This window comes from Variovorax sp. PBL-E5 (assembly GCF_901827185.1).
In the GTDB taxonomy this organism is placed as follows: Bacteria; Pseudomonadota; Gammaproteobacteria; order Burkholderiales; family Burkholderiaceae_C; genus Variovorax.
The window spans coordinates 5,058,574-5,080,232 of the sequence record NZ_LR594671.1 but is presented as its reverse complement, the minus strand read 5'-3'; the positions used below and the strand labels follow the sequence as shown (position 1 = coordinate 5,080,232).

Here is a 21,659-nt window from a genome sequence, read left to right as displayed (position 1 = left end):
TCCAAGGGAGAGGACCTGATAAATGGCTGAATACGAATTCAAGATCCAGAGCGACTCTCCCGCCGCCCCAGACCTGATGTTCTGGCGCGTGATCGGCCACGAGACATTGTCGAGGCCCTCGTTCTACGTCCTGACCGTTCTGTCGAAGAACGAGAAGCTCGCCCACAAGGACATCCTCGGCCATGCCTTCGACGTCGTGATCGAATTCCTCGATGCCGACGGCGCCAAGCATGAACGCCATTGCCAGGGGCACGCGGTGCGCTTCACGCGCGTCGGCGAGGTCGGGCGCTACTTCCGCTACGAGATCTCGCTGCAATCCTGGTTCGGCCTGCTCGCGCGGCGCACCAACTCGCGCATCCTGCAGGAGAAGAAGGTGCTCGACGTGCTCGACGCGGTGTTCGAGGACAGCCCGATCAAGCGCTTCAAGAAGACCCGCACCGACAAGGTCATCGGCACCCACAAGCCGCGGCGCTACTGCGTGCAGCATGGCGAGAGCGACTACGGCTTTCTCTCGCGGCTGATGGAGGACGAGGGCATCTACTACTGGTTCGACGCCCACGACGCGCCCGGCACCATGCACCTGTCGGACACCAGCGACGTCGCGCACGACAAGCTGCCCGTCGCCGACACGCTGCACCACGTCGAAAGCGGCGTCACCGAGGGCCGCTACAACGAGATCACCCGCTTCGTCAGCACGCACCAGTTCGACACTGGCAAGTTCGCCTCGCGCGACAGCGACTTCAAGGCCATCCGCAAGAAGCTCAGCGCCGACAAGGGCGACCCGGACACGCACGAACTCGCCGACCTCGAAGCCTTCGAATTCCCGGGCGGCTACTTCGACGGCGACGACACCGACCACACCGCCAAGCTGCGCCTGGACGAACTGGTCGCGCGCCGCCAGCGCCATTGGGCATTGACCACCTGGCCCGACGTGGCGGCGGGCAAGGCCTTCAAGTTCGCGGGCGATCCCGATGGCACGCGCGACGGCGACTACCTGATCGCGGCCTGCACCTTCGTCGCCACGCACCCCGGCTACGAGAGCCTCGACCTCAAGGAAGAGGCAAAGCCGCTCGGCGCCGTGCTGAAGGAAGCGCTCGCGGACGATGCAGTGAACGCCGACACGCGCAGCGCGCTCGCCGAGCTGATCGACAGCACGCCCGCGCTGCGAACCGGCATGCCCGGCACCAGCGCCTTCCTGCTCACCGTGACGCCGCTCGACATGCTGTTCCGCCCGCCGCGCCTCACGCCGCGCGTCACCATGCCGGGGCCGCAGACCGCGATCGTGGTCGGCCCGAAGGGCGACGAAATTCATGCCGACGATTTCGGCCGCGTGAAGGTGCATTTCCACTGGGACCGCTACGACGAGAGCAACGAGAAATCCACCTGCTGGGTGCGCGTGTCGCAGCCCTGGGCCGGCAAGGGCTGGGGCGGCTACTTCATCCCGCGCATCGGCCAGGAAGTGATCGTCGATTTCCTCAACGGCGACCCCGACCGCCCGATCATCATCGGCCGCCTCTACGACGACGACCAGCCCAAGCCCTTCGACTCGCACACGCAGAGCGGCTTTCGCACGCGCTCCACGCCCAAGGGCAGCGCCGCCAACTGCAACGAGTTCCGCTTCGACGACAAGAAGGGCTCGGAGCAGGTCTTTCTGCATGCCGAGAAGAACCAGGACATCGAGGTCGAGAACGACGAGACGCACTGGGTCGGCCATGACCGCACGAAGACCATCGATCACGACGAGACCAGCCACATCAAGAACAACCGCACCGAGACGGTGGACGTCAACGAGAAGATCGACATCGGCAGCAACCGCACCGAGACCGTGGGCTCGAACGAGAAGATCACGATCGGCGCCGACCGCACCGAGACCGTCGGCGGCAGCGAGAGCGTGACCATCGGCGCCAACCGCAGCCTCACGGTCGGCGCCAGCGAGACCGTCAACATCGGCGCCTCGCGCACCGAGACGGTGGGCGCGAGCATCACGCAAACCATCGGCGCCGGCGTGACGCAGACCGTCGGCGCGGGCATCACGCAGACGGTGGGCGCCGCCATCAACGTGACCTCGGGCGGGCCGATGACCTTCATCGCGGCCGGCGGCTTCAACGTCATCGCGCCGGGCGGCACCAAGATCGTCGACTTCCAGCTCGGCCAGATCGGCGGCCAGAACCAGATCGGCTATGCGTTCCAGTTCAACTTCTCGGGCATCAATCTCGAAGCCAACATCGTCAAGGGCGAGGCCACGGCCTGCACCAATGCGGCCATCGGCATCAAGACCGAAGTGGTCGGCGTCGAGACCGTGGGCGCGACCGCGGTGCAGAAGGCCTCGGCGCTCGAAGCGCTCAGCAACGCGACCGGCATCGAGATGGACACGCTGAAGATCTTCCTGTGAGGCGCGCGTGAAAGTCATCAAGGCCTTTCCCGTCTCGCTGGTGACGCGCTGCTTCGAGTTCCGCGGCCGCACCTCGCTGGGCGTGTCGGCGCTGTTGATGGTGGCCATGGGCCAGGCGCGCAAGCTGTGGACCGAGAAGGACCTGTGGACCTTCTGGGCCACGCGCGCCGAGGCGCAGTGGCCGCTGGAAGAAGGCATGCCGCGCGTGCGCAGCGAATACCTGATCTCGGGTTCGGCCTACACCCATGGCAAGGACCGCACGGCCTGTGCCGTGGCCGCGCAGGTGGGCGCGCTGCGCAAGCAATTGATCGTGCATGGCGAGCGCTACTGGGACGGCAATGCGATCTCGCCCGCGCAGGCCTTCGCCAGTCTGCCGCTCGGCTGGTCGCATGCGTGGGGCGGGCCGGCGCTGCCGGAGAACCCGCTCGGCATGGGCATGGAAGACCACGCACTCGATGGGCACCGCATCCGCCTGCTGCCGCGCATCGAGGATCCGCGTTTCGCGCTGAACTCGCGCGAGGCCGTTGGCATGCCGGCCGGCTTCGGCCCGCTCGACGGCATGTGGCCGCAGCGCGCGGCCAAGCGCGGCACCTACGACCAGCGCTGGATGACCGAAGAGTTTCCGGCCGTGGCCTCGGATGCCGACTGGACCACCTTCAACAGCGCGCCCGAGGACCAGCAGCAGGCCGAGCCTTTCAAGGGCGACGAAGCCTATGCCTTCCACAACCTGCATCCCACGCAGCCGCTGTTGCAGGGCCGGCTGCCGGGTCTGCGCACGCGCGTGTTCGTCACGCAGCGGCGCGCGGGCGAGGAGAAGTTCAGGGAAGTCCGCATGCGGTTCAACACGCTGTGGTGCTTTCCGGACGCGGAGCGCGCGATCCTGATCTTCCAGGGCATGCACGAGATTGCCGAGGACGACGGCGCCGACGTGGTCCATGTGCTGGCCGGCATCGAGGATCTCGATGCGCCGCGTCCCGCCGCACACTATCTGCAGGTGCGCGACAAGCGGCTCGACAAGGAGAACGGCGCGCTCGAATCCCTGCGCGAGGACGACCTGATGCCGGCCGACCTCGTCGTGCCGCTGTTCGATCTGACGCCGATCGAGAACCGCGCGCTGGTCCGCGGCCAGCGCCGCGCCGAAGCCGAGCGCGTGGCGGCGCGCGCGGAAGTCGCGTCCTACGGGCTCGACCCCGATGCCGGCCATGCGCCCGCGGTGAAGGGACCGCCGCAGCCCGAAGTGAAGACGCTCGACGACCTGATCCGCCTGCGCGCGCAGATGGAAACCCAGCGCATCGAACTCAACGCCCAGGCCGAGAAGGACAAGGCCGCGATGCTCGCGGACGTGAAGAAAGTCTTCGTGGAACAGAACAAGGACTTCGGCCCGATCGAGCGCGAGATGGCCGGGCTCGAAACACGCGGGCCGCCCAAGCCCTTCGCCGCGGCGCTGGTCGAGGACTTCAGGAAGTTCGTCGAACTCGGCAAGGCCCACAAGGGCGACGTGCGCGAACTCGAAGACATGCTGGCCGACGAGAAGCTGATCGCGCAGTGGCACGACGGCGACAAGAAGCAGTTGCAGGCCTATCGCGCGATGGCCCACTACCAGCACGCGGCCGACGGCGTGGCCGGCAAGGCCTCGACCGCATTGCGCGCGCGCGTGAGCGCCCACCATGCGCACAAGGGCAGCTTCGCGGGCTGGGACCTGACCGGCGCGAACCTCTCGGGCCTCGACCTGCAGGGCGCCGATTTCCAGGGCGCGCTGCTCGAAAGCGCGAACCTCACGGGCACGCTGCTGGCCGGCGCCAACCTCTGCGACGCCGTGCTCGCGCATGCGACGCTGCTGTCCACGCAATGCCAGGGCGCACGCTTCGACCGCGCCAACCTGGGCGCCGCGCGCATCGAGAAATGCGACTTCGGCGGCGCCAGCCTGGTGGGCACGGGGTTCCAGAAGTCGCGCCTGCACGAGGTGCGCCTGCGCGGCGCGAAGCTCGACGGCGTGCGCTTCGACGAGGCCGTGATGGTGGCGCTCGATTTCGGCGAGGCCACCTCGGAAGCGATGCTGCTGTTCTTTCGCCGCGACCTGCGCGGCTGCAGCTTTGCCGGCGCGCGCTTCGCGCAATGCAGCTTTGTCGAATGCGAACTGGGCGGCGCCGATTTCTCGCAGGCGCATTTCGCCAAATGCGCCTTCGTCAGCGTGCGTGCCGAGCGCGCGTCCTTTCGCGGCTTGCGCATCGCGTCCGGCTGCTTCGCGCAGCACTGCGTGCTGACGGGCACCGACTTCGACGGCGCGCAATTGCCGAACATCAGCTTTCGCGGCGCGGCGCTCGCGGGCTCGCGCTTCATGCAGGCGCAATTGCAGGGCGCGGACTTCAGCGAATGCGATCTGGCGCAGGCCGACTTCCGCCAGGCCGACCTGCGCCAGGCCCGCTTCGTGCGCGCCGGACTGAAGCAGGCGCAACTGAGCGCAGCGAACCTGCAGGAAGCCGTGTTCCAGCATGCGAGGCTCGAAGCCACCGACTACCGGCGGGCCAATCTGTTCCAGAGCGATTTCGCGCGCGTGCGCCTCGGCGGCGGCGAGCGTTTCGACGATGCGCTGATCACCCGCATGCGCACCTATCCGCGCCACCGGCCGCCGGCCGGTGCCACGAGCCCGTCATGAACCGCGCCGAGGTCTTGCGCCACGTGCAGAACGCCGAGCCGGTGATGGGGCAGGATCTGTCGGGCATGGACTTCGAAGGCGCCGACCTGTCGGCGACGCTGTTCGACGGCTGCACCTTCCAGGGCACCCGCATGGCCGGCGCCGACCTGTCGGCCAGCCAGCTGGTGCGCTGCAACTTCGTGCGCACCGACCTCGGCGACTGCCGCGCCTTCGGCACCACCTTCTTCGAGACCCGTTTCGAGCGCGTCGTGATGGTGGGCGCGCAGCTGAACAATGCCTCCTTCTTCCAGTGCGCGATCGCGGGCCTGGCGCTGACGGGCAGCACGCTCGATTTCGTGACCTTCTCGCAGTGCACGGTCGACAAGCTGCTGTTCAAGGATGCCGCGCTGGAAAAGGTCACGATGGCCAGCTGCACGACCGCGATGATCGATTTCTCGGCCGCCACGCTGGAGCGCTCGGTGCTGCTCGAATGCGACCTGCGCCACTGCAAGTTCGAGGGCACCGCGTTCTCCAACGTGGTGCTGGTCAAGTCCAACCTGGCCGGCAAGAAGCTGGCGCACCACAGCTTCGTCAACACCCAGTTCATCGGCGCCGACCTGCGCGGCTGCGACTTCTCGCAGGCGCGCATCGCGCAGGCCAATTTCCAGGGCGCGCAGCTGGCCGAGGCGCGCTTCGAGAAGGCGCATGCGCCGAATGCGATCTTCATGGAGGCGGATGTGTCGGGTGCCTGCTTCGACCATGCGGTGCTCAGGCAGGCGATCTTTGCGGGCGCGCGTGCGCCGCGGGCGAGCTTCCGCTCGGCCGATCTCTACCAGAGCAACTGGGCGAACGCGGTGCTGCCGGGTGCGGTGCTCAGCGGCTGCGACCTGACCTATGCGGACTTCTCTCATGCCGACCTGAGCCAGGCCGACCTGCGCGGCGCGCAGATGTTCCGCGCCAAGCTGCATGCGGTGACGGACCCGGGCGCGCAGTACACCGACCGGCCGCGCGCGTTGGAAAGCGAACCCGAATTGCTGGCCGCCGAGCAATGGCGGCCGGTGCCTTTGCCCGGATGACGCCCGGATGACGATGGAGCATTGAATGAGCACACGAGACGAGCCCCTGATGCAGCTTTGCGCGATGCCCCTGCATGGCGTCGGCACCGTGACGGCGATCGACCACGGTGGCCTGTGCACGCTGCGCACGGCACAGGGCGAGCAGGTCGCCAGGCAGGCGGCGAGCTGCCTGCTGGCGCCGCAGGCCGGCGACCGCGTGTGGTTCGCCGGTGATCTCGAACAGGGGCTCTACGTGACCGCGATCCTCGAGCGCGGCGATCCGGCCTCCGAGGCGCGCGTGCGGCTGCCCGCGCACGGCACGCTCGACGTCGCCGAGGGTGCGCTGACGCTGCGCGCCGATGCGCTGCACTTCGTCGGCCGGCAGCAACTCACGGTGCAGGCGGATGCGGCCGCGCTCTGCGTCGGCAAGCTCACCGGTGTCGGGCGCGAGGCGACCTGGTCCTTCGGCCGCATCAAGCTCATCGGCGAGCTGATCGAATCCTTTGCCGAACGCGTGATCCAGTTCTCGCGCTGGAGCCAGCGCACGGTCCACGGCATCGACCAGGTGCGCGCCAGCCAGATCGATTACCGTGCCGATCAGACGATGCAGCTGCAGGCGGAGAATCTGGTGGCCAATGCCTCGAAGCTCGTCAAGGCGGACGGTGACCAGATCCATCTCGGCTAGAAGGGAGCACTGCCATGTTTGCCAACTGCCAATTGATGGGAACCGACCTCGCGTTCCCCGACGTATGCCTCACGCCCAGTCCCGCGGGCCCGGTGCCGATCCCTTATCCCAACATCGCGATGGGCCCGACGGCGGTGCCCAATGTGCCGACCATCCTCTTCATGGGCGCGCCGGCGCACAACATGGGCACCACCATCCCGATGACCAATGGCGACAACGCGGGCGTCGCGACCGGCGTCGCGTCGGGCATGGTGATGGGGCCGAGCCGCCATCTCACCGGCGCCTTCACCGTGCTGCTCAAGGGCATGCCGGCCACGCGCATGACCAGCGTGTCGCTGCAGAACAGCACCAATGCGCCGGGCTGCCGGCTGGTGCCGAGCCAGGTCAAGATCCTGATGCTCGCGCCATGAACAACAGGGAGCACGCATCGTGATCAAGTTGGCCGTGGTCAGCCTTCGCGGCGCGCCGGTGGCGGCGCCGCGCAGCGCGCAGTTCGGGCCGGACGGCGGCACCATCGGCCGCGGCGACAGCAACACGCTGGTGCTCGACGACCCGGATCGCACGGTCTCGCGTGTGCATGCGCAGGTGCTGTGCCGCGGCACGCAGTTCTTCGTCGTCGATCGCGGCAGCAACCCGATGGGGCACAACGGCCAGCTGCTCGGCGCCGGCCGCGAAGCCGCGCTGGCCGATGGCGACCGGCTGACCATCGGCAGCTTCGAGCTCTCGGTGCAAGCGGTGCAGGCCGCGGCCGATCCGCTCGATGCCTTCGCGGCCGCGCCTGCTGCGTCGAGCGACGTCGATCCGTTCGCCGACTTGCTTGCGGGGCTCGGACCCGCGACACCGCCTGCACCCGTGCCCGCGCGCGGCGCACCGCCGGCCGGCGCCGCTGCGTCGGCTTCGTTGCCCGATCCGTTCGCGGCCGGCGCGGCTGCCGGGGCGGCCGATGATCCCTTCGCCGATCTGCTCGCGCCTGCGCCGTCCGGCGCCGCGAAGCCCGCGGCAGGCCTGGGCGCGCTCGACGATTTCTCGGACCTCGGCGCGCCGCCGGCCGGCCGGGCCGCGGGCATCGATGCGCTGTTCGGCGGCAGCGCCGGGCCGGGTGGCCTGGGCGGCGATCCGCTCGCGCTCTCGCCGCTCGCGGACCCGCTGCGGCAGCCGAACACCGCCGGTGGGCTCGATCCGCTCGCGGCCTTTCAGGATCCGGCGCCTGTGGCCAAGGCGCCGCACAGCGACCATCTGCCGATCGGGCAGTTCGGCTACGTGCCGCCCGCAGCGATGGCGCCGCCTGCCGCGTCGTCCCTGCTGGACGATCTCGCAGCGCCGCCGGGCGCTGCACTGAAGTTCGACGACATGACCGGGTTGCCGATCGCGGCGGCACCGATCCCTGCGCCCTTGCCATCGCCCGTGCCGCCGCCTGCGCCGATTGCCGCGAGGGCACCCGCGTTCGCGCCGATCTCCGCATCCGCTTCCGCAGCTTCATCAGGCGCCGCGCCCGATGCGCTGCTGGCTGCGTTCCTGCGCGGGCTCGGCAGCACGCATCAGATGCCAGAGGTACTCACGCCCGGGATGATGGAGCGCATCGGCGTGCTGCTGCGTTCGGCCACCGAGGGCACCTTGCAGCTGCTGCTCACGCGCCAGGAGTTCAAGCGCGAGGTGCGCGCCGAGGTCACCATGATCGCGGCGCAGGCCAACAACCCGCTCAAGTTCTCGCCCACGGTCGAGGTCGCGCTCGCGCATCTGCTCGGCCCCGGCGTGCGCGGCTTCATGCCGGCCGAGGCCGCGATGCGCGATGCCTTCGACGACCTGCGTGCCCACCAGTTCGGCGTGATGGTCGGCATGCGTGCGGCGCTCGCGCACGTCATCGAACGCTTCGGGCCCGACGAGCTCGAGAAGAAGATCGCCGCCAAGTCGGCACTCGACAGCCTGTTTGCCGCCAACCGCAAGGCCAAGCTGTGGGACCAGTTCATCGTGCTCTACGCCGGCATCGCGAGCGAGGCCGAGGACGATTTCCATGCGCTGTTCGGCAAGGCCTTCATCGAGGCCTACGAGGCGCAGATGGCGCGGCTGAAATCCGGCGGCTGAGTCGAAGCAAGCGCAAGAAAGCAAGCAAGCAAGAAAGAAAGAAGGAGGAGGCGCCGTGGAAATCGAGATCGTCACCTTGACCAAGCAGGGCGGGCGGCCCTACAACGAAGACGTGTTCGGCCAATGGAACGACGGCCGCTTTGTCGCCTGCCTGGTGGCGGACGGCGCGGGCGGCCACGGCGGCGGCGACGTGGCCGCGGCGACGGTGCGCGGCAGCGTGCTGGCCGGCTTCGCGGCGGGGCCCAGCCTGGGCGGCGATGCGTTGCGGCTGTTGCTGGAGCAAGCCAATCGCGACGTGGTGGCACGACAGGCCGAAGGCGGCAAGCTGGCCGCGATGCGCTCGACCGTGGTGCTGGCCGCGATCGATCTGCACGACCATCTGCTCGCATGGGCGCACAGCGGCGACAGCCGCGCCTATCTGTTTCGCGCCGGCGCGCTGGTCTCACGCACCGTCGACCACAGCCTGGTGCAGCAACTGGTCGACGGCGGAATGATCGACGAGGAAGGCGCGCGCCTGCATCCGCAGCGCAACATGCTGCTGTCGGCGCTGGGCTCGGTGGACGAAATGCCGGAGATCAGCGTCGCCGCGCCGATGGCGCTCGAGGTCGGCGACGTGGTGCTCCTGTGCAGCGACGGCATCTGGGAGCCGCTCGGCGACGAGTGCCTGCGCGAGACGCTGCAGGCGTCGCGCAACCCGAGCCAATGGGTCGAGCAGATCGATGCGCAGATCAAGGCGCGTGCGAAGCCGGGGCATGACAACTACACGGCGGTGGCCTTGTGGCTGCATCCGGATGATGAGGATGTGACCCAGCTTCTCGCTCCGTCCCCCTGACTGGCTCCTTCCCCCGGACTTGCTCCCTCTTCCTCTGGGAGAGGGCTGGGGTGAGGGCGCCGGGCCTATGCATCGCTACACCGCCGCCCCACCCGCCGACAAGCCGCCGCCAACACCAACAACGTCGCCCCCATCTCCCCCAACTCCGACAGCAACCACCCCAGCGCTTCGACCGTGCCCATCGCCACGGTGCCGTCCTCGATTTCCGGTGCGGCGAAAGGGAGGATGGCGCCGATGGCGGCGGTGCCCAGGTTGAGGGCCTGCGCGGCGCGCTCGGCGCGGTCTGCGACTTCGCGGACCAGGATGGGGGAAGAGGCTCGCAGGTCCAAGCGGCCTCGGCCGTCCACCCGCAGTTGCGGCAGTCGCACCAGAAGGTCGCGCAGGGGTTTTTCATGCTCGGGCCGGGGTAGGGCCGGGGCCTCGAAGCTTCCGACTTGACCGGGGCTTGTATGGGGCTTTACTGTTGATTTCCGCATGCAGCCAAGTCTCCGAAGACTTGGTCGATGAATCCATAGACGATGAATCTATATTTGGCGAATCACGCCTTTAATAGATCAATGAATCTAATTTGTAGAGGCAACATTGAAGAGTCTGTCGCTGCTCAATTCGCTGTTTAGCAGAAGCGGTGTGCGTATCGCCAGAAGAGTTATTTAACATCAGAATCCCCACGCGAACGGGCGCTGATTGAAATCTCGCTTGAGCTTCGCCCGCGGCATCACCGGGACAAGTCATCACTTCAGTACTAAGCAGCCATGATCTTGTGAATTACTCGGCCCATGCCAAGAGGTTGATATTGAGCCTCGGCCATACTATTAATAAGGTGATCTCGAAGGCGAGCGTACGGAACTCCTCTCCCGTGCAGTCCTGTAAATCTCTTAAGCAAATCTCTCCCGGGAAATAGTGAAAACCAAGTGCCATCGTTTAGTGCTTGATGGTATGAATTCTCGAGCACCTGTTGCTGTTCTAGCAACCATTCAGAAGTTAGCTCACTATCAATCTTGCGGTCAATTAAACTTCGACTGCGTTGAATCGCGTCATTCAACGCAACGGACGTGTCTATGCGTTTCGGGTCAAATTTGAGTTTTAGCACGGAGACTAGTTCTCTATTTACGATGTCACTTAATTTGTGGGTTACAAGCTCATTTATCTTATCAAGCGCGCATTTCTTCAGTTCGTCGATCACGTCTTTATGCGTCTTCAACCCTTGGCCCGCGCCTAACATATGAAATGCCTTTAGGAGAAACGAAGGATCCAGTAGGTAATTTTCGATGTGGTATACATCCCATAAAAACCTTGTCGAATTTTCCGCAGAGGGTGGTGCATCGCTGTCAGGATCAGCAATGGCAAAAAATCTGGTGTCGATCTGGCCGCCCACGCGCGCAGCTTCCAGTAGTTCATAGAGATCGTGGACTCGTTTCTTGTTTCCTGCTGAAATAGCATTTATCTGCTGTTCAAATTCCGGAAACAGCTTGCACGTCATTTGCATATCGAAAGAGGCATCTTCTGTGCTTTCAAAGATGACCACCTTTTGACCGGGACGATATGCTGCCAAGTCTCCAACAAGTGCAAGCACGACATTTTCGAGCTCGCCTTTGGCTTTCACTGGCGTCGCCTGAGAATCGTTGCTGCCCTCGGGCGACTGAATATGGAACACATCGAAAGAAGGATGGTTAACTGCCTCTCTGATCAAGGTGTCCGAATGAGTAACCAGCCAAAGTTGATTTCCGAAATTAGCAGCTAAATGTCGGTAATAGAACGCGGCCAACCCTGCGACAAGCCTCGGATTAAGATGTAGTTCTGGCTCGTCGATCATGACCATTGAGTTAAGAGGAGCCGAACTGTGTAGACGCAAATAACCGTACACAACCTCTTTCTCACCCGAACTGAGCTCATCAATGTCATGAGTTGCGCCATTGCCCAACCTAACCATAAATGTGAGGCGACCATCCGTGGTTGGTTGTGGTCCTAGAAACTCCTTGCCCGGAAAGAATGTTGAGAATAATTCCTTTAATGTTGTTGTAAGTTGATCGGTTTCCGGAATGTTTGGGTCGGCTTTTTCTGCTATTAGATGGCGCACATACGCGGAAGTCATTTCGACTTTTAAGTTCGCGTATTTGTTTGCACTATTGTAAAGCGCGTGTTGCCTTTGCTGATTTTCAGTGGATTCGATTCGAAGATTAACTGAATCAAGTTTTGTGCGGTTGTAGGTGCGATTGGGGCCGTGGTAGTCGATTACCCCCACTTTTTGTGGCATATACGTTGCAAACAATAGACCAAGTAGGGGGTTTGGAGTTGCTTCAATACCTCCGTCCGTAGAAATTAGCAGCCGAGCGTCGAGCAGTTCATCCTTCAGAAGTGCCTCGACTTGGGGTAATAAATTTGCTTTTAATTCTTTTAGTTGGATTTTGTGAATTTGCTGACTATCGACGAGGGAGGGGCGGGGTTGACCGCCGCGAGTTCGCCCTGGATCATTTTTTTTCCAATAGAGTTCTTCAATTAGGCTGAATGCATGGGTTTGCAAGTAGCTTCGTTCAGAGTTGGCTAATTTAAATTGGCCGAAAATCTCTAGGCCAAGATTTCGATTTTGAAGTAGCCCAATTAACTCGCCTGCACTTTGATTTGCATTGATTTGGAATTCGCCGAACCACATGTTTATTTCGTCCTGCTCGTAACTTCCATATGCAGATTTTAATAGTCTTATTGCATCCAAAATACACGATTTGCCGCAGCCATTCGGACCAGCCAAGACAACCGCATTTCCAAGATTATTGAGTTGAACTTTGGTGATGCCCCTAAAATTCGTAACACCTAGAGTTTTGAGATGCATTGTTTCTCGCCGTTGATCAATTGTCCGAGTATGCCCTGCCTTTCTTGCCAAAGTAAGTCTAGGAGTTCTCGCTTACCGCAGATTGCGTTGTCGGGCGCGGGGTTGCCGCCTGCGGCCCCTCACGCAATCAGACCGGCAAGGATCCCGGGCGAACAGTCATGGTTGATTTGAGCCGAAAGGCGGCTCGCGGCGAAGGACCGAAGCCGCTCGCGATCATTAGACTTGCGGCTTCGAATGACCGGTTGAATCCACCTCCTTGAGAGCCGATCTACCCCTATACCGATTGCCAATCGAAGGGATCAACGATTGGCCGTATAAAATCATATATCGACTAACATACGGCCATGGACTATCTCCCGCTGTCCGACAACGCGGCCCGTCAAGTCATCGACGCGACCACCGTGTTCGACGAACACCGCCGCGTGCAGGCCGAGGCGCGGCGTCATGAGGGCGGCATGTACTGGAAGCGCCAGGGCGGATACGAGTACCTGGTGCGAACGTCGAAGGACAACCGCCAGCACCGTATCGGCGCGCGAACGCCCGAGAACGAGAAGGTCCACGACGAGTTCACCAAGCGCAAGCGGGATGTCGAGGAGCGGCTGCGCTCGTTGCGCGCCGCGCTTGTGGAGGCCGAGCGCATGAACAAGGCGGTCAAGGCCGGTCGCACACCCGCCCTGGTCGTCACGCTGCTGCAGACTCTCGAGGACGCCGGGCTCGGGCGCCACTTCACCGTGGTGGGCACGCATGCTCTCTACGCGTATGAAACGGCTGCGAGCGTGCGCATCGTTCAGGGAGCGTTGGCCACGCAGGACGTCGACCTGCTTTGGGATGCACGCAAGCGTGTGCAATTCATGACCGACCTCGAGCGCATCGACTCGTCCATGCTGCGTGTGTTGCAGAAGGCTGACCCAACGTTCCTGCGCAAGGAAGGCCAGAACGAGACCGCCATCAACGCCAAGGGCTTCGAGGTCGATTTCCTTCGGCGCATGACCACCAGCGACGACATCCACCCTTTCCGTTTCTCGGCGGACGAGGACGACTTGTGGCCCGTGCAGGCGCCACGTGCGTCCGTGCTGACCGAAGCTCCGCGCTTCGAGCACGTGGTGATCTCGGCCACCGGACGGATGGCGCAAATGCAGACCATCGCGCCAGCCAGCTTTGTCGAGTTCAAGCGCTGGATGGCGAAGGGCGCACTCCACCGTCCGCAGGCAAAGCGCCGCCGCGACTTGCGGCAGGCCAGCATCGTGCAATCGCTGCTTGATGAAGGCCTTCTCCTTGCCTGAAAGCCTGTCGCACTCCAATCCGTTCGCATTGATGGGCGTACTCGCCCAAGAGAGCAGCACGCTCGATCCCGAACAGCGACGTCAATGACTCCGACTCGCGCTCGGCGTCGAAGAATGCTCGACATCTTCCCCAAGCACGCCGGTCCACGCATGCTTGCGGTGTTCATAGACGGAAAAGCGCGGCGACGGGAACGAGGGATCGGCGAAAGCACCGATCGGTACAGCGATGACGCCCGGCCACGCTTCGATCACATACACAACAGTCGAGCCGCAGTTCGGGCAGAAGCTGTAGGTCGCGCGGTGGCCGCTGTCTGCGACGCGAACCCAGGTCTTGGCTTCGCCGGTGACCGTCACGCGGTTTTCAGGCCAGCGCGCCTGGGCGGCAAACGCGCTGCCGCTGCGTTGCTGGCAAGCCAGGCAGTGGCATACCGAAATCCTCACGGGCTCGCCCACGCAAACCGCGCGCAGCTGTCCGCAGCGGCAGGTCGCTGTGCGTGTGATCATGACGGGTTCTCCATCTCCAACGATTGTGGCGGCAACGGCTCGCCTTCGTTCGTTGTTACTTCGGCGTGAGCCGATACAAGCCGCCCTCGTGCTCGTCCTCGATCAACCACAGCGTGAGGGGCGCCGCCCGCGCTAAAGTGCGGCATCCCCTTTTTTACAGGAGACCACCCCATGACCCGCTTGCTGGTGCGCAGTTTCGGCGTTTCGCTCGACGGCTTCGCCGCCGGCCCGGACCAGAGCCTGGAGCACCCGTTGGGCGTTCGCGGTCCCGAACTCATGGACTGGTTCTTTCCCACGCGCGTCTGGCAGCAGATGCACCAGACGGGCGAGGCCAACGGCGAGACCGGCATCGACAACGAGATCGCCGAACAAGGCTTCGCCGAGATGGGTGCCTGGATCCTCGGGCGCAACATGTTCGGGCCGGTGCGCGGTCCCTGGCCCGACGAGCGCTGGAAAGGCTGGTGGGGCGACGAGCCCCCGTACCACGTGCCGGTCTTCGTGCTGACCCACCATGCCCGCGCGCCACTGACGATGCAGGGCGGTACCACCTTCCACTTCGTCACCGGCGGCATCCACGAGGCACTGGCACTGGCGCAGGCTGCCGCGGGTGCGCGCGACGTGCGCCTGGGCGGCGGCGTGGCCACCGTGCGCGAATATCTGAAGGCCGGGCTGATCGACGAACTGCATCTGGCCGTGCGGCCGGTGCTGCTGGGGAAGGGCGAGGCGCTGTTCGCAGGCCTGGACCTGCCGGCACTGGGCTACAGCTGCGAACGGCAGGTGGCAGGCGAGCGCGCCACGCATGTGTTCCTGCGCCGCAGTGCGCCTTGACGTGGGGAGAGTGGCTCAAATTGCGTTCGCGTTTTCACATAGCCTCGGCCAGAACCGAACATTCAATCCCTTAGGAGTCGTACTTGAAAGTCGAAGGCCAATGCCATTGCGGCGCGATTGCATACGAAGCAGAAGTGCAGCCCGGCACCATCACGATCTGCCATTGCACTGACTGCCAGACCCAATCGGGCTCCGCATTTCGGGCCAACATTCCCGCGCCTGCGAGCGGCTTTCGGCTGGTGAAGGGCACGCCTCGAACCTACATCAAGACTGCAGCCAGCGGAGCAAAGCGGGTTCTTGCATTCTGCGAGGTCTGCGGCAGTTCTCTTTATGCCTGCGCTGCGGAGAACCCGCAGGCGTACTCGTTGCGCATCGGCACGCTGAAGCAGCGACATGAATTGAGCACACCGCAGCGGCAAATCTGGACGCAGCGTCGTCTTTCATGGGTGGCGTTCGCGGAGGAGTGCGAAACCTTCAGCGGTCAGCCATAGCGGGCCGCGTCTTCGCGCAACTATCGCTCAGACGCAAGCCCCCCTCACTGGTACTGCGCCGCCGTCTTCTTCACCGTCTTCAACGCATTGCGCAACTGCAGCGGCACATCCAGGCGAACCGGCAGATCGTCGAAGTTGCGCATCCGGTTGGTGTCGCAGTTGTTGGCGCAGAAGTTGTTCAGCAGCTCGATCGAGTACCTCGTATGGGAGATCGTGCTCGATTGCCCGACTTTCCTGAACGGATCGAAGTTGCCGTCGCGCAGCACCTTCTGCCCCAGCGAGATCGCCTGGTCCTGGAATTGCGCGATGTGGCGCAGCGTGCTCGGGCCGATCCATCCGTCGACCTCGATGCCGTCTGCGCCGAGCGGCGGCAGCAGGCCGCCCTTGCCTGCGAGCTCGTAGAACACCATCCGCAGCAAGGCCTGCGCCAGCATGACGTCCTCCCGCAGGTTGCCGCCGATGCGCCCCACCGACCAGTCCAGGTTGTAGAGCACGCGCTCGACATGGCTGGTCGAGCCGATGTACTTGAAGCTGAATGCCATGACCTGCTCCCGGTGCGCTCAGGTGAGCTTGCCGTCTTCCAGGTTCCAGGTGAACTCGGGACCGGCGCTGACCTTGCCTTCCTTGTCCTGCAGCTTGTATTCGGTCTTGATCTTCTGGAAGGCGCAGCTCACGGTCTCGACCATGTCGCCGCCGGCCGAGCCGCCCACCGCCACGCTGGTGATGAAGGCGCCCGAGAGCGTGACGATCAGGTAGTCCTGCTGGCCGTCGCCCGATTTGCGCGCCGTGAGCTTGAGCTCGTCGATGTGGGTGCCCTTGATGCAGAAGCCCGCCAGCACCGGCGAAGCCTTGTCGTACAGGTGCGTGAAGCTGATGTCCTGCGGCGTGGCCTTGCCCTTGCCCGCGCCGCCGCCCACGCCGGCGGTCGTGGCGTTCGAGACACCCCATGACCAGGACAGGACCTCGATCTCGTTGACGTGGCCGTCCTTCTTGGATTCACCATCCGCCTTGGTGACCTTGGCGTAGAAATCTGAACTCATTTCGATGCTCCTTCATGAAACCCGATTGCGGGCGGGTGGTTGATCGTCGACTGGAACCGCTTGGCGCCTGGCCGTCGGCGGATGCCGTTCAGCCCAGCTGCCTCGAGAACGAATGTGCGGCGCGAACTTGAAAAGCTTCGTTGAAAAAATCGCGCCGCAACCTGGCCTACTTGCCGCCCTTGGCCGAGGGCAGCTTCGACACCAGCCGCAGCGACACCGTCAGCCCTTCGAGCTGGTAGTGCGGCCGCAGGAAAAACTTGGAGCTGTAGTAGCCGGGGTTGCCCTCGACTTCCTCCACCACCACTTCGGCTGCGGCGAGCGGCTTGCGCGCCTTGGTTTCTTCGGATGAGTTGACCGGGTCGCCGTCGACATAGTTGGTGATCCACTTGTTGAGCCAGCGCTGCATCTCGTCGCGTTCCTTGAAGCTGCCGACCTTGTCGCGCACGATGCACTTGAGGTAATGCGCGAAGCGGTTGCAGGCAAATAGATAAGGCAGACGCGCGGCCAGGTTGGCATTGGCCGTGGCATCGGGGTCGTCGTACTCGGCCGGCTTGTTGAGCGACTGGGCGCCGATGAAGGCGGCGAAGTCGGAGTTCTTGCGATGGATCAGCGACAGCAGGCCGGCCTTCGACAGCTCGGCCTCGCGCCGGTCGCTGATCGCGATCTCGGTCGGGCACTTCTGGTCGACGCCGCCGTCGTCGCTCGGGAAGGTGTGCAGCGGCAGGTTCTCGACCGCGCCGCCGGACTCGATGCCGCGGATGCGCGAGCCCCAGCCGTAGAGCTTGTAGGAGCGGTTGATGTTGGTCGCCATCGCGTAGGCGGCGTTGGCCCAGGCGTACTTGCTGTGGTCGGCGCCGGCGGTGTCTTCCTCGAAGTCGAATTCCTCGATCGGGTTGGTCCTGGCGCCGTAGGGCGTGCGCGCGAGGAAGCGCGGCATGCACATGCCGAGGTACTTGGAGTCGTCCGATTCGCGCAAGGAGCGCCAGCCGGCGTATTCGGGCGTGCCGAAGATCTTGGTCAGGTCGCGCGGATTGGCGAGCTCCTGCCACGATTCCATCTGCATCAGGTTCGGGCTGGCGCCGGTGATGAAGGGCGCATGCGCGGAGGCCGCGATCTTCGCCATCTCGCCGAGGATCTCGACATCGGGCGGGCTCTGGTCGAAGTGGTAGTCGCCGACGATGGCGCCGAAGGGCTCGCCGCCGAACTGGCCGTATTCCTGCTCGTAGATCTTCTTGAACAGCGGGCTCTGGTCCCAGGCCGCGCCCTTGAATTTCTTCAGTGTCTTGCCGAGTTCCTTCTTCGACATGTCCATCACGCGGATCTTGAGGTTCTCGTCCGACTCGGTGTTGTTCACCATGTAGTGCAGGCCGCGCCAGGCACTCTCGAGCTTCTGGAAGTCCTCGTTGTGCAGGATCTGGTTGACCTGGTCGGTGAGCTTCTGGTCGATGGCGGCGATCATGGCCTGGATCGACTTGGTCACGTCCTTGCCGATCACCTTGGTGTTGGCCAGCGCCTGCTGCGCCAGCGTGAGCACCGCGGCTTCGACGGCGCTCTTGGCCTCGTCGCTGCGGGGCTTGAATTCCTTTTGCAGGAGCGACGAGAAATCGCTTCCCTCGTAAGCGACATCTTTCAGTGCGCTCTGCTGCTCGAGTGCTTCGGTGGCCATGGTGGGTTCTCCTCGTGTTCGGACAATGGGGCGTCAGGCGGCCGGCGTGGCGCCGTCCTCGGGCTTCTTGCTGGCGGCCAGCGTCTTGAGCAGCTCGGGGTTCTCCAGCACCTTTGCGAGAAGATCCTCGGCACCGCCCTTGCCGTCCATGTAGGTCACCAGGTTCGACAGCTGCGTGCGCGCTTCGAGCAGCTTGTTGAGCGCGTCGACCTTGCGCGCCACCGCGGCGGGCGAGAAGTCGTCCATGTTCTCGAAGGTGATGTCGACCTTGAGGTCGCCTTCGCCGGTCAGCGTGTTGGGCACCGCGAAGGCGGCGCGAGGCTTCATGGCCTTCATGCGCGAGTCGAAGTTGTCGACGTCGAACTCGAGGAACTTGCGGTCGCCCACCGGCGCCAGCGGATCGGCCGGCTTGCCCGAGAGATCGGCCAGCACGCCCATCACGAAAGGAAGCTGGACCTTCTTCTCGGCGCCGTAGAGCTCGACGTCGTACTCGATCTGGACCCGGGGCGCGCGGTTGCGGGCGATGAATTTCTGGCTGCTCTTGGACATGGGTTGCTCCTTGGAAATCCTGGATGAAGGGGGCGGGTTGGATGGGCCTACTCGGTCGCCTGCTTGCCGGTCACGGTCTCGATGGTGTCCATCGCGTTCGGCGCCAGGTCGGCCATGATTTCGAGAAAGCTCACGCCGATGAGCTTCTTGGCGCGCGCGATCAGGAGCGGCGCAGGGTTGCCGGGCTCGGCCTGTTCGAGGTAGCGGATCACGCGGTCGAGCATCTGCAGCGCGTCCTGGCGGGTCTGGATCTCGCCGCGCGCGGCGGCGCTGCGCGCGGGCGCGCCGGGCTCGCCCGAAGCGGTGCCTTCGGCGGCCCCGTCTTCCGAGGCTGCAGGGTCGGCGCTGCCCGCGGCGCCGGCGACGCCCGCGCAGGCCTTGCCCAGCACGCTGCCGATCGCGCGCAGCGGCGCGAGGTCGATCGCGTCGCCGCGGCCGGTGCGTTCGTTCAGGAGCGCCTGCAGGCGCGCGACCCGCGCGGGTACCTCGGCCAGGGTCTGCAGCACCTGCGGCGCTTCGGCATGGATGGCTTCGAGGCCGCCCTGGATCTGCGCCTGTGAATAGGTCGCGTCGGTGCCGACCGCAGCCAGCGCGTTGTGCGCGATCGCGATGTCGCGCACGCGGATCGGGCCGACGCCGCGCGCATTGCCAACGCCCGCGTCGTAGAGGTCGCGCAGCACCATGCCTTCGTCGGTCAGCGGCGCGAGCGCATTCAGGCGCATCGTCGGATCGTTGTCGTCGTCGGCATCGAGCTTTGGATGTATGCCGTCCCAGTAGCGGTCGAGCAGGCCGGTGAGCAATTGCAGGCCGAGGTCGAAGCCGGCCACGCCCTGCATCCTCGTCGCGGCGCGCAGCAGCAGCACGGCGGTGCGCACGTCCTTGGCGCGGCCGAGCAGCACCTGCGCCTGTTCGGCCACGGCGCGCCATTCGGGTTCGACCGCGGGAATGACGGTGTCGCCGAACTGTTGCTCGGGCTTGCCCTGCGCGGCCGACTCCAGCGCGGTGAAGGCCGGGTCGTACTCAAGATCCTCGCCGGCGGGCGAAGCCTCGCTGATGGGCGCCTGGAGGGCGTCGACGAGTTCGGGTGTCAGCATGTTGCCTGTTCGAGTTCACTGGGGATAATCAAAGATGCCCACGGACCGGTCAATGCAACGAAGGGAATAGCATGAGAGCACCTGGTACACGCCGTTCGCCCTATGGACGCTTCGCCATTGCGTGGCATCGCCGCGCATTCGGGGCTGCGGCGCTGCTGTCGGCGGGGCTGCTGCTCGCCGCCTGTGGAAGCCCGCCGCCCAAGCCGGTGGTGACGCAGGTGTCGATCACGCTCGCGGCCGGTACCGACGCCAATCCCGATGCGCGCGGACGCGCCTCGCCGCTCACCGTGCGCGTCTATGCACTCAAGACCACGGGCGCCTTCGAGGCGGCCGATTTCTTCTCGCTGTTCGAGAAGGACCAGGCCACGCTCGGTGCCGAGATGATCCAGCGCGAGGAAGTGCTGCTGCGCCCCGGCGAAAGCAAGAAGATCGAGATGACCCTGCAGCCCGATGCCAAGGCCATCGGCGTGATGGCGGCCTACCGCGACCTCGACCATGCGCGCTGGCGCGAGGTGCGCGCGCTCGAGGTCGGCAAGCCGCTGAACCTCGGCCTGAACTTCGGCGCGCGGCAGATCCGCGTCGAGGCGAAGTAGGGCGCGTTGCTGTTTCACGAGCGCGCCAGTGGCTGGTCGGCCGGCAGGAAGTGCTGGAACAGATCCGCCACGAAGGCGCCGCCGTCGGCTTCCTCCGACGGCGCGGCCGCGAAGTAAAGGCCGCGCCAGCGCGGCGGCCGCGATCCCCGCGGGTTGTCGAACAGGCATGCGGCCAGCGCTCCGAGACCGGGCCGCAGCGCGAAGAGCTGTTCGACGAAAGCATGGATGCCCTGGCGCTGCACAAGCGTGCGCGGGTCGCGCAAGAGGCCCATGCGCAAGGCGTGCAGGCGCAGCGTGAGCGTGTCGAAGAGGGCGTCGAAGCGGCCCTCGAAAGAAGTGCCTTGCGCCGGAACGTTCGGCAGGCGATGGCCCAGCGCTTGCGCCAGGACCTCGGCCGGCAGCGTGGCCCGCAGCGCGTCGTAGCCGGGCAGCTGCTCCAGGCCTGTCACGACCAGGTAGACCGGCAGATGGAGCTGCAGCGCCTCGGCGGCTTCGTCGATCAGGCGCCGCGCGACCGGGCCGCTGTCCTGCGCGCCGGCCGCGAGGCTGGCTACGTCCGCGCACACCACGATGCCGTTGAGCGGCAGGCGGCGGCGCTGCTCGGCGAGTGTCACCAGGGCCTCGCACCAGAGCGCGCGCTCCTGCAGGTCGTCCGCGGATGCGTGCAGCAGCGCGGGGCGGGTTTCGATGGCAACCATCGACGGCAGCTGCCGCCAGCGCCAGAAGGCCTCGGCCGCACCGGTGCGCGCAAGCGGCTCCGGCGCGGTGCGCTGGGCCGCATCCAGCAGTCCGCCGACATCGGACGCGTCGTCGCCGAGGAACATGAACCACGGAATGCGGTACAGCGGCGGCGTTCGCATGCGAGGCGCCGTCGATTGCGCAAGCGCCAGGCGCGTCTGCGTGGCTGCCTGGCGCAATGCGGCGGGCGCCGTGTCCTCGGGCGCCGGTGCCGCGGACCCGAGCGCTTCGATGCGCCGCCGCAGCTGGCGCCGGCGCGCCAGCCGCCGGGCGCCCAGCACGAACCACCAGAGGCCGGCGAAGGCCAGCAGGCACAGCGCGAGCAGCGGCCAAAAATGCACCGGCGGTGGGTTCAGGCCGTTCAT

The 21,659-nt window shown here is 65.0% G+C and carries 20 protein-coding genes; 11 read left to right on the top strand and 9 right to left on the bottom strand.

The genetic code is table 11. The features are described from left to right. Positions 1-22: 22 nt before the first annotated feature. The 7 genes from WDLP6_RS24795 to WDLP6_RS24765 are packed head-to-tail and all read left to right on the top strand — an operon-like array spanning position 23 to position 9,681. Positions 23-2,392: a type VI secretion system Vgr family protein gene (locus WDLP6_RS24795; protein WP_162594495.1), complete on the top strand. Its 2,370-nt coding sequence runs from the start codon at positions 23-25 to the stop codon at positions 2,390-2,392. Positions 2,393-2,399: 7 nt separating this feature from the next. After that, the gene (locus WDLP6_RS24790; RefSeq protein WP_162594494.1) at positions 2,400-5,048 is read left to right on the top strand and encodes a DUF2169 family type VI secretion system accessory protein; all 2,649 of its coding nucleotides are present in this window, start codon (positions 2,400-2,402) and stop codon (positions 5,046-5,048) included. After that, on the top strand, positions 5,045-6,103 hold the full coding sequence (locus tag WDLP6_RS24785) for a pentapeptide repeat-containing protein (RefSeq protein WP_162594493.1): 1,059 nt from the start codon (positions 5,045-5,047) through the stop codon (positions 6,101-6,103). The genes WDLP6_RS24790 and WDLP6_RS24785 overlap by 4 nt, the downstream gene beginning before the upstream one ends. Positions 6,104-6,128: 25 nt before the next feature. Further along, complete coding sequence (locus WDLP6_RS24780) at positions 6,129-6,767, top strand: DUF3540 domain-containing protein (protein ID WP_162594492.1); 639 nt, start codon at positions 6,129-6,131, stop codon at positions 6,765-6,767. Positions 6,768-6,781: 14 nt separating this feature from the next. Beyond that, on the top strand, positions 6,782-7,177 hold the full coding sequence (locus WDLP6_RS24775) for a DUF4150 domain-containing protein (protein ID WP_162594491.1): 396 nt from the start codon (positions 6,782-6,784) through the stop codon (positions 7,175-7,177). Positions 7,178-7,196: 19 nt separating this feature from the next. Then, positions 7,197-8,849 (top strand): type VI secretion system-associated FHA domain protein TagH, encoded by a 1,653-nt coding sequence (gene tagH, locus WDLP6_RS24770; protein ID WP_162594490.1) that lies wholly within the window; start codon positions 7,197-7,199, stop codon positions 8,847-8,849. Between the two features lie 55 nt (positions 8,850-8,904). After that, the gene (locus WDLP6_RS24765) at positions 8,905-9,681 is read left to right on the top strand and encodes a PP2C family protein-serine/threonine phosphatase (protein ID WP_162594489.1); all 777 of its coding nucleotides are present in this window, start codon (positions 8,905-8,907) and stop codon (positions 9,679-9,681) included. A 65-nt stretch (positions 9,682-9,746) separates the two neighbouring features. Here WDLP6_RS24765 and WDLP6_RS24760 read toward each other — a convergent pair whose 3' ends face one another. Both WDLP6_RS24760 and WDLP6_RS24755 read right to left on the bottom strand, forming a co-directional pair. Next, complete coding sequence (locus WDLP6_RS24760) at positions 9,747-10,010, bottom strand: hypothetical protein (RefSeq protein ID WP_162594488.1); 264 nt, start codon at positions 10,008-10,010, stop codon at positions 9,747-9,749. 413 nt (positions 10,011-10,423) lie between these two features. After that, positions 10,424-12,508: an AAA family ATPase gene (locus tag WDLP6_RS24755; RefSeq protein WP_162594487.1), complete on the bottom strand. Its 2,085-nt coding sequence runs from the start codon at positions 12,506-12,508 to the stop codon at positions 10,424-10,426. A gap of 344 nt (positions 12,509-12,852) precedes the next feature. On the opposite strand from WDLP6_RS24755, the gene WDLP6_RS24750 reads away from it, so the two are divergent. Then, a complete protein-coding gene (locus WDLP6_RS24750; protein WP_162594486.1) occupies positions 12,853-13,791 on the top strand; it encodes a GSU2403 family nucleotidyltransferase fold protein in 939 nt (312 codons plus the stop codon). Positions 13,792-13,872: 81 nt separating this feature from the next. On the opposite strand, the gene WDLP6_RS24745 is transcribed toward WDLP6_RS24750, so the two are convergent. After that, the gene (locus tag WDLP6_RS24745) at positions 13,873-14,295 is read right to left on the bottom strand and encodes a GFA family protein (RefSeq protein WP_162594485.1); all 423 of its coding nucleotides are present in this window, start codon (positions 14,293-14,295) and stop codon (positions 13,873-13,875) included. A 171-nt stretch (positions 14,296-14,466) separates the two neighbouring features. Here WDLP6_RS24745 and WDLP6_RS24740 point away from each other — a divergent pair, with 171 nt between their 5' ends. Together WDLP6_RS24740 and WDLP6_RS24735 are read left to right on the top strand one after the other, a co-directional pair. Next, complete coding sequence (locus WDLP6_RS24740; RefSeq protein WP_162594484.1) at positions 14,467-15,123, top strand: dihydrofolate reductase family protein; 657 nt, start codon at positions 14,467-14,469, stop codon at positions 15,121-15,123. Positions 15,124-15,206: 83 nt separating this feature from the next. After that, positions 15,207-15,614 (top strand): GFA family protein, encoded by a 408-nt coding sequence (locus tag WDLP6_RS24735; RefSeq protein WP_162594483.1) that lies wholly within the window; start codon positions 15,207-15,209, stop codon positions 15,612-15,614. A gap of 44 nt (positions 15,615-15,658) precedes the next feature. Here WDLP6_RS24735 and WDLP6_RS24730 read toward each other — a convergent pair whose 3' ends face one another. From WDLP6_RS24730 to tssA, 5 genes are all read right to left on the bottom strand, one after another. Further along, positions 15,659-16,156, bottom strand: a complete 498-nt coding sequence (locus WDLP6_RS24730; protein WP_162569784.1) for a peptidoglycan-binding protein — start codon at positions 16,154-16,156, stop codon at positions 15,659-15,661. A gap of 18 nt (positions 16,157-16,174) precedes the next feature. Further along, positions 16,175-16,654, bottom strand: a complete 480-nt coding sequence (locus WDLP6_RS24725) for an Hcp family type VI secretion system effector (protein WP_162594482.1) — start codon at positions 16,652-16,654, stop codon at positions 16,175-16,177. Positions 16,655-16,820: 166 nt separating this feature from the next. After that, positions 16,821-18,320 carry a type VI secretion system contractile sheath large subunit gene (tssC, locus tag WDLP6_RS24720; RefSeq protein ID WP_162594481.1) on the bottom strand — a complete coding sequence of 500 codons (1,500 nt, stop codon included), beginning with the start codon at positions 18,318-18,320 and terminating at the stop codon, positions 16,821-16,823. A gap of 33 nt (positions 18,321-18,353) precedes the next feature. Then, positions 18,354-18,869 (bottom strand): type VI secretion system contractile sheath small subunit, encoded by a 516-nt coding sequence (gene tssB, locus WDLP6_RS24715; protein ID WP_162594480.1) that lies wholly within the window; start codon positions 18,867-18,869, stop codon positions 18,354-18,356. A 47-nt stretch (positions 18,870-18,916) separates the two neighbouring features. Continuing rightward, the gene (gene tssA / locus WDLP6_RS24710) at positions 18,917-19,963 is read right to left on the bottom strand and encodes a type VI secretion system protein TssA (protein WP_162594479.1); all 1,047 of its coding nucleotides are present in this window, start codon (positions 19,961-19,963) and stop codon (positions 18,917-18,919) included. A gap of 71 nt (positions 19,964-20,034) precedes the next feature. Between tssA and tssJ the strand changes: the two genes are divergently transcribed. Further along, positions 20,035-20,556, top strand: a complete 522-nt coding sequence (tssJ, locus tag WDLP6_RS24705) for a type VI secretion system lipoprotein TssJ (RefSeq protein WP_162569779.1) — start codon at positions 20,035-20,037, stop codon at positions 20,554-20,556. A gap of 14 nt (positions 20,557-20,570) precedes the next feature. On the opposite strand, the gene WDLP6_RS24700 is transcribed toward tssJ, so the two are convergent. Further along, entirely contained in the window at positions 20,571-21,659 is a 1,089-nt protein-coding gene (locus tag WDLP6_RS24700) for a type VI secretion system protein (RefSeq protein ID WP_162594478.1), read from the bottom strand.

Bases quoted from the DNA above. Each gene is read 5' to 3' on its own strand.
- WDLP6_RS24730 (WP_162569784.1), bottom strand. From the start codon at position 16,156: ATGGCATTCAGCTTCAAGTACATCGGCTCGACCAGCCATGTCGAGCGC.
- WDLP6_RS24785 (WP_162594493.1), top strand. From the start codon at position 5,045: ATGAACCGCGCCGAGGTCTTGCGCCACGTGCAGAACGCCGAGCCGGTG.
- WDLP6_RS24700 (WP_162594478.1), bottom strand. From the start codon at position 21,659: ATGAACGGCCTGAACCCACCGCCGGTGCATTTTTGGCCGCTGCTCGCG.
- tssJ (WP_162569779.1), top strand. From the start codon at position 20,035: ATGAGAGCACCTGGTACACGCCGTTCGCCCTATGGACGCTTCGCCATT.
- tssB (WP_162594480.1), bottom strand. From the start codon at position 18,869: ATGTCCAAGAGCAGCCAGAAATTCATCGCCCGCAACCGCGCGCCCCGG.
- WDLP6_RS24740 (WP_162594484.1), top strand. From the start codon at position 14,467: ATGACCCGCTTGCTGGTGCGCAGTTTCGGCGTTTCGCTCGACGGCTTC.
- tssA (WP_162594479.1), bottom strand. From the start codon at position 19,963: ATGCTGACACCCGAACTCGTCGACGCCCTCCAGGCGCCCATCAGCGAG.
- WDLP6_RS24750 (WP_162594486.1), top strand. From the start codon at position 12,853: ATGGACTATCTCCCGCTGTCCGACAACGCGGCCCGTCAAGTCATCGAC.
- WDLP6_RS24745 (WP_162594485.1), bottom strand. From the start codon at position 14,295: ATGATCACACGCACAGCGACCTGCCGCTGCGGACAGCTGCGCGCGGTT.
- WDLP6_RS24755 (WP_162594487.1), bottom strand. From the start codon at position 12,508: ATGCATCTCAAAACTCTAGGTGTTACGAATTTTAGGGGCATCACCAAA.
- WDLP6_RS24725 (WP_162594482.1), bottom strand. From the start codon at position 16,654: ATGAGTTCAGATTTCTACGCCAAGGTCACCAAGGCGGATGGTGAATCC.
- WDLP6_RS24775 (WP_162594491.1), top strand. From the start codon at position 6,782: ATGTTTGCCAACTGCCAATTGATGGGAACCGACCTCGCGTTCCCCGAC.
- WDLP6_RS24780 (WP_162594492.1), top strand. From the start codon at position 6,129: ATGAGCACACGAGACGAGCCCCTGATGCAGCTTTGCGCGATGCCCCTG.
- tssC (WP_162594481.1), bottom strand. From the start codon at position 18,320: ATGGCCACCGAAGCACTCGAGCAGCAGAGCGCACTGAAAGATGTCGCT.
- WDLP6_RS24795 (WP_162594495.1), top strand. From the start codon at position 23: ATGGCTGAATACGAATTCAAGATCCAGAGCGACTCTCCCGCCGCCCCA.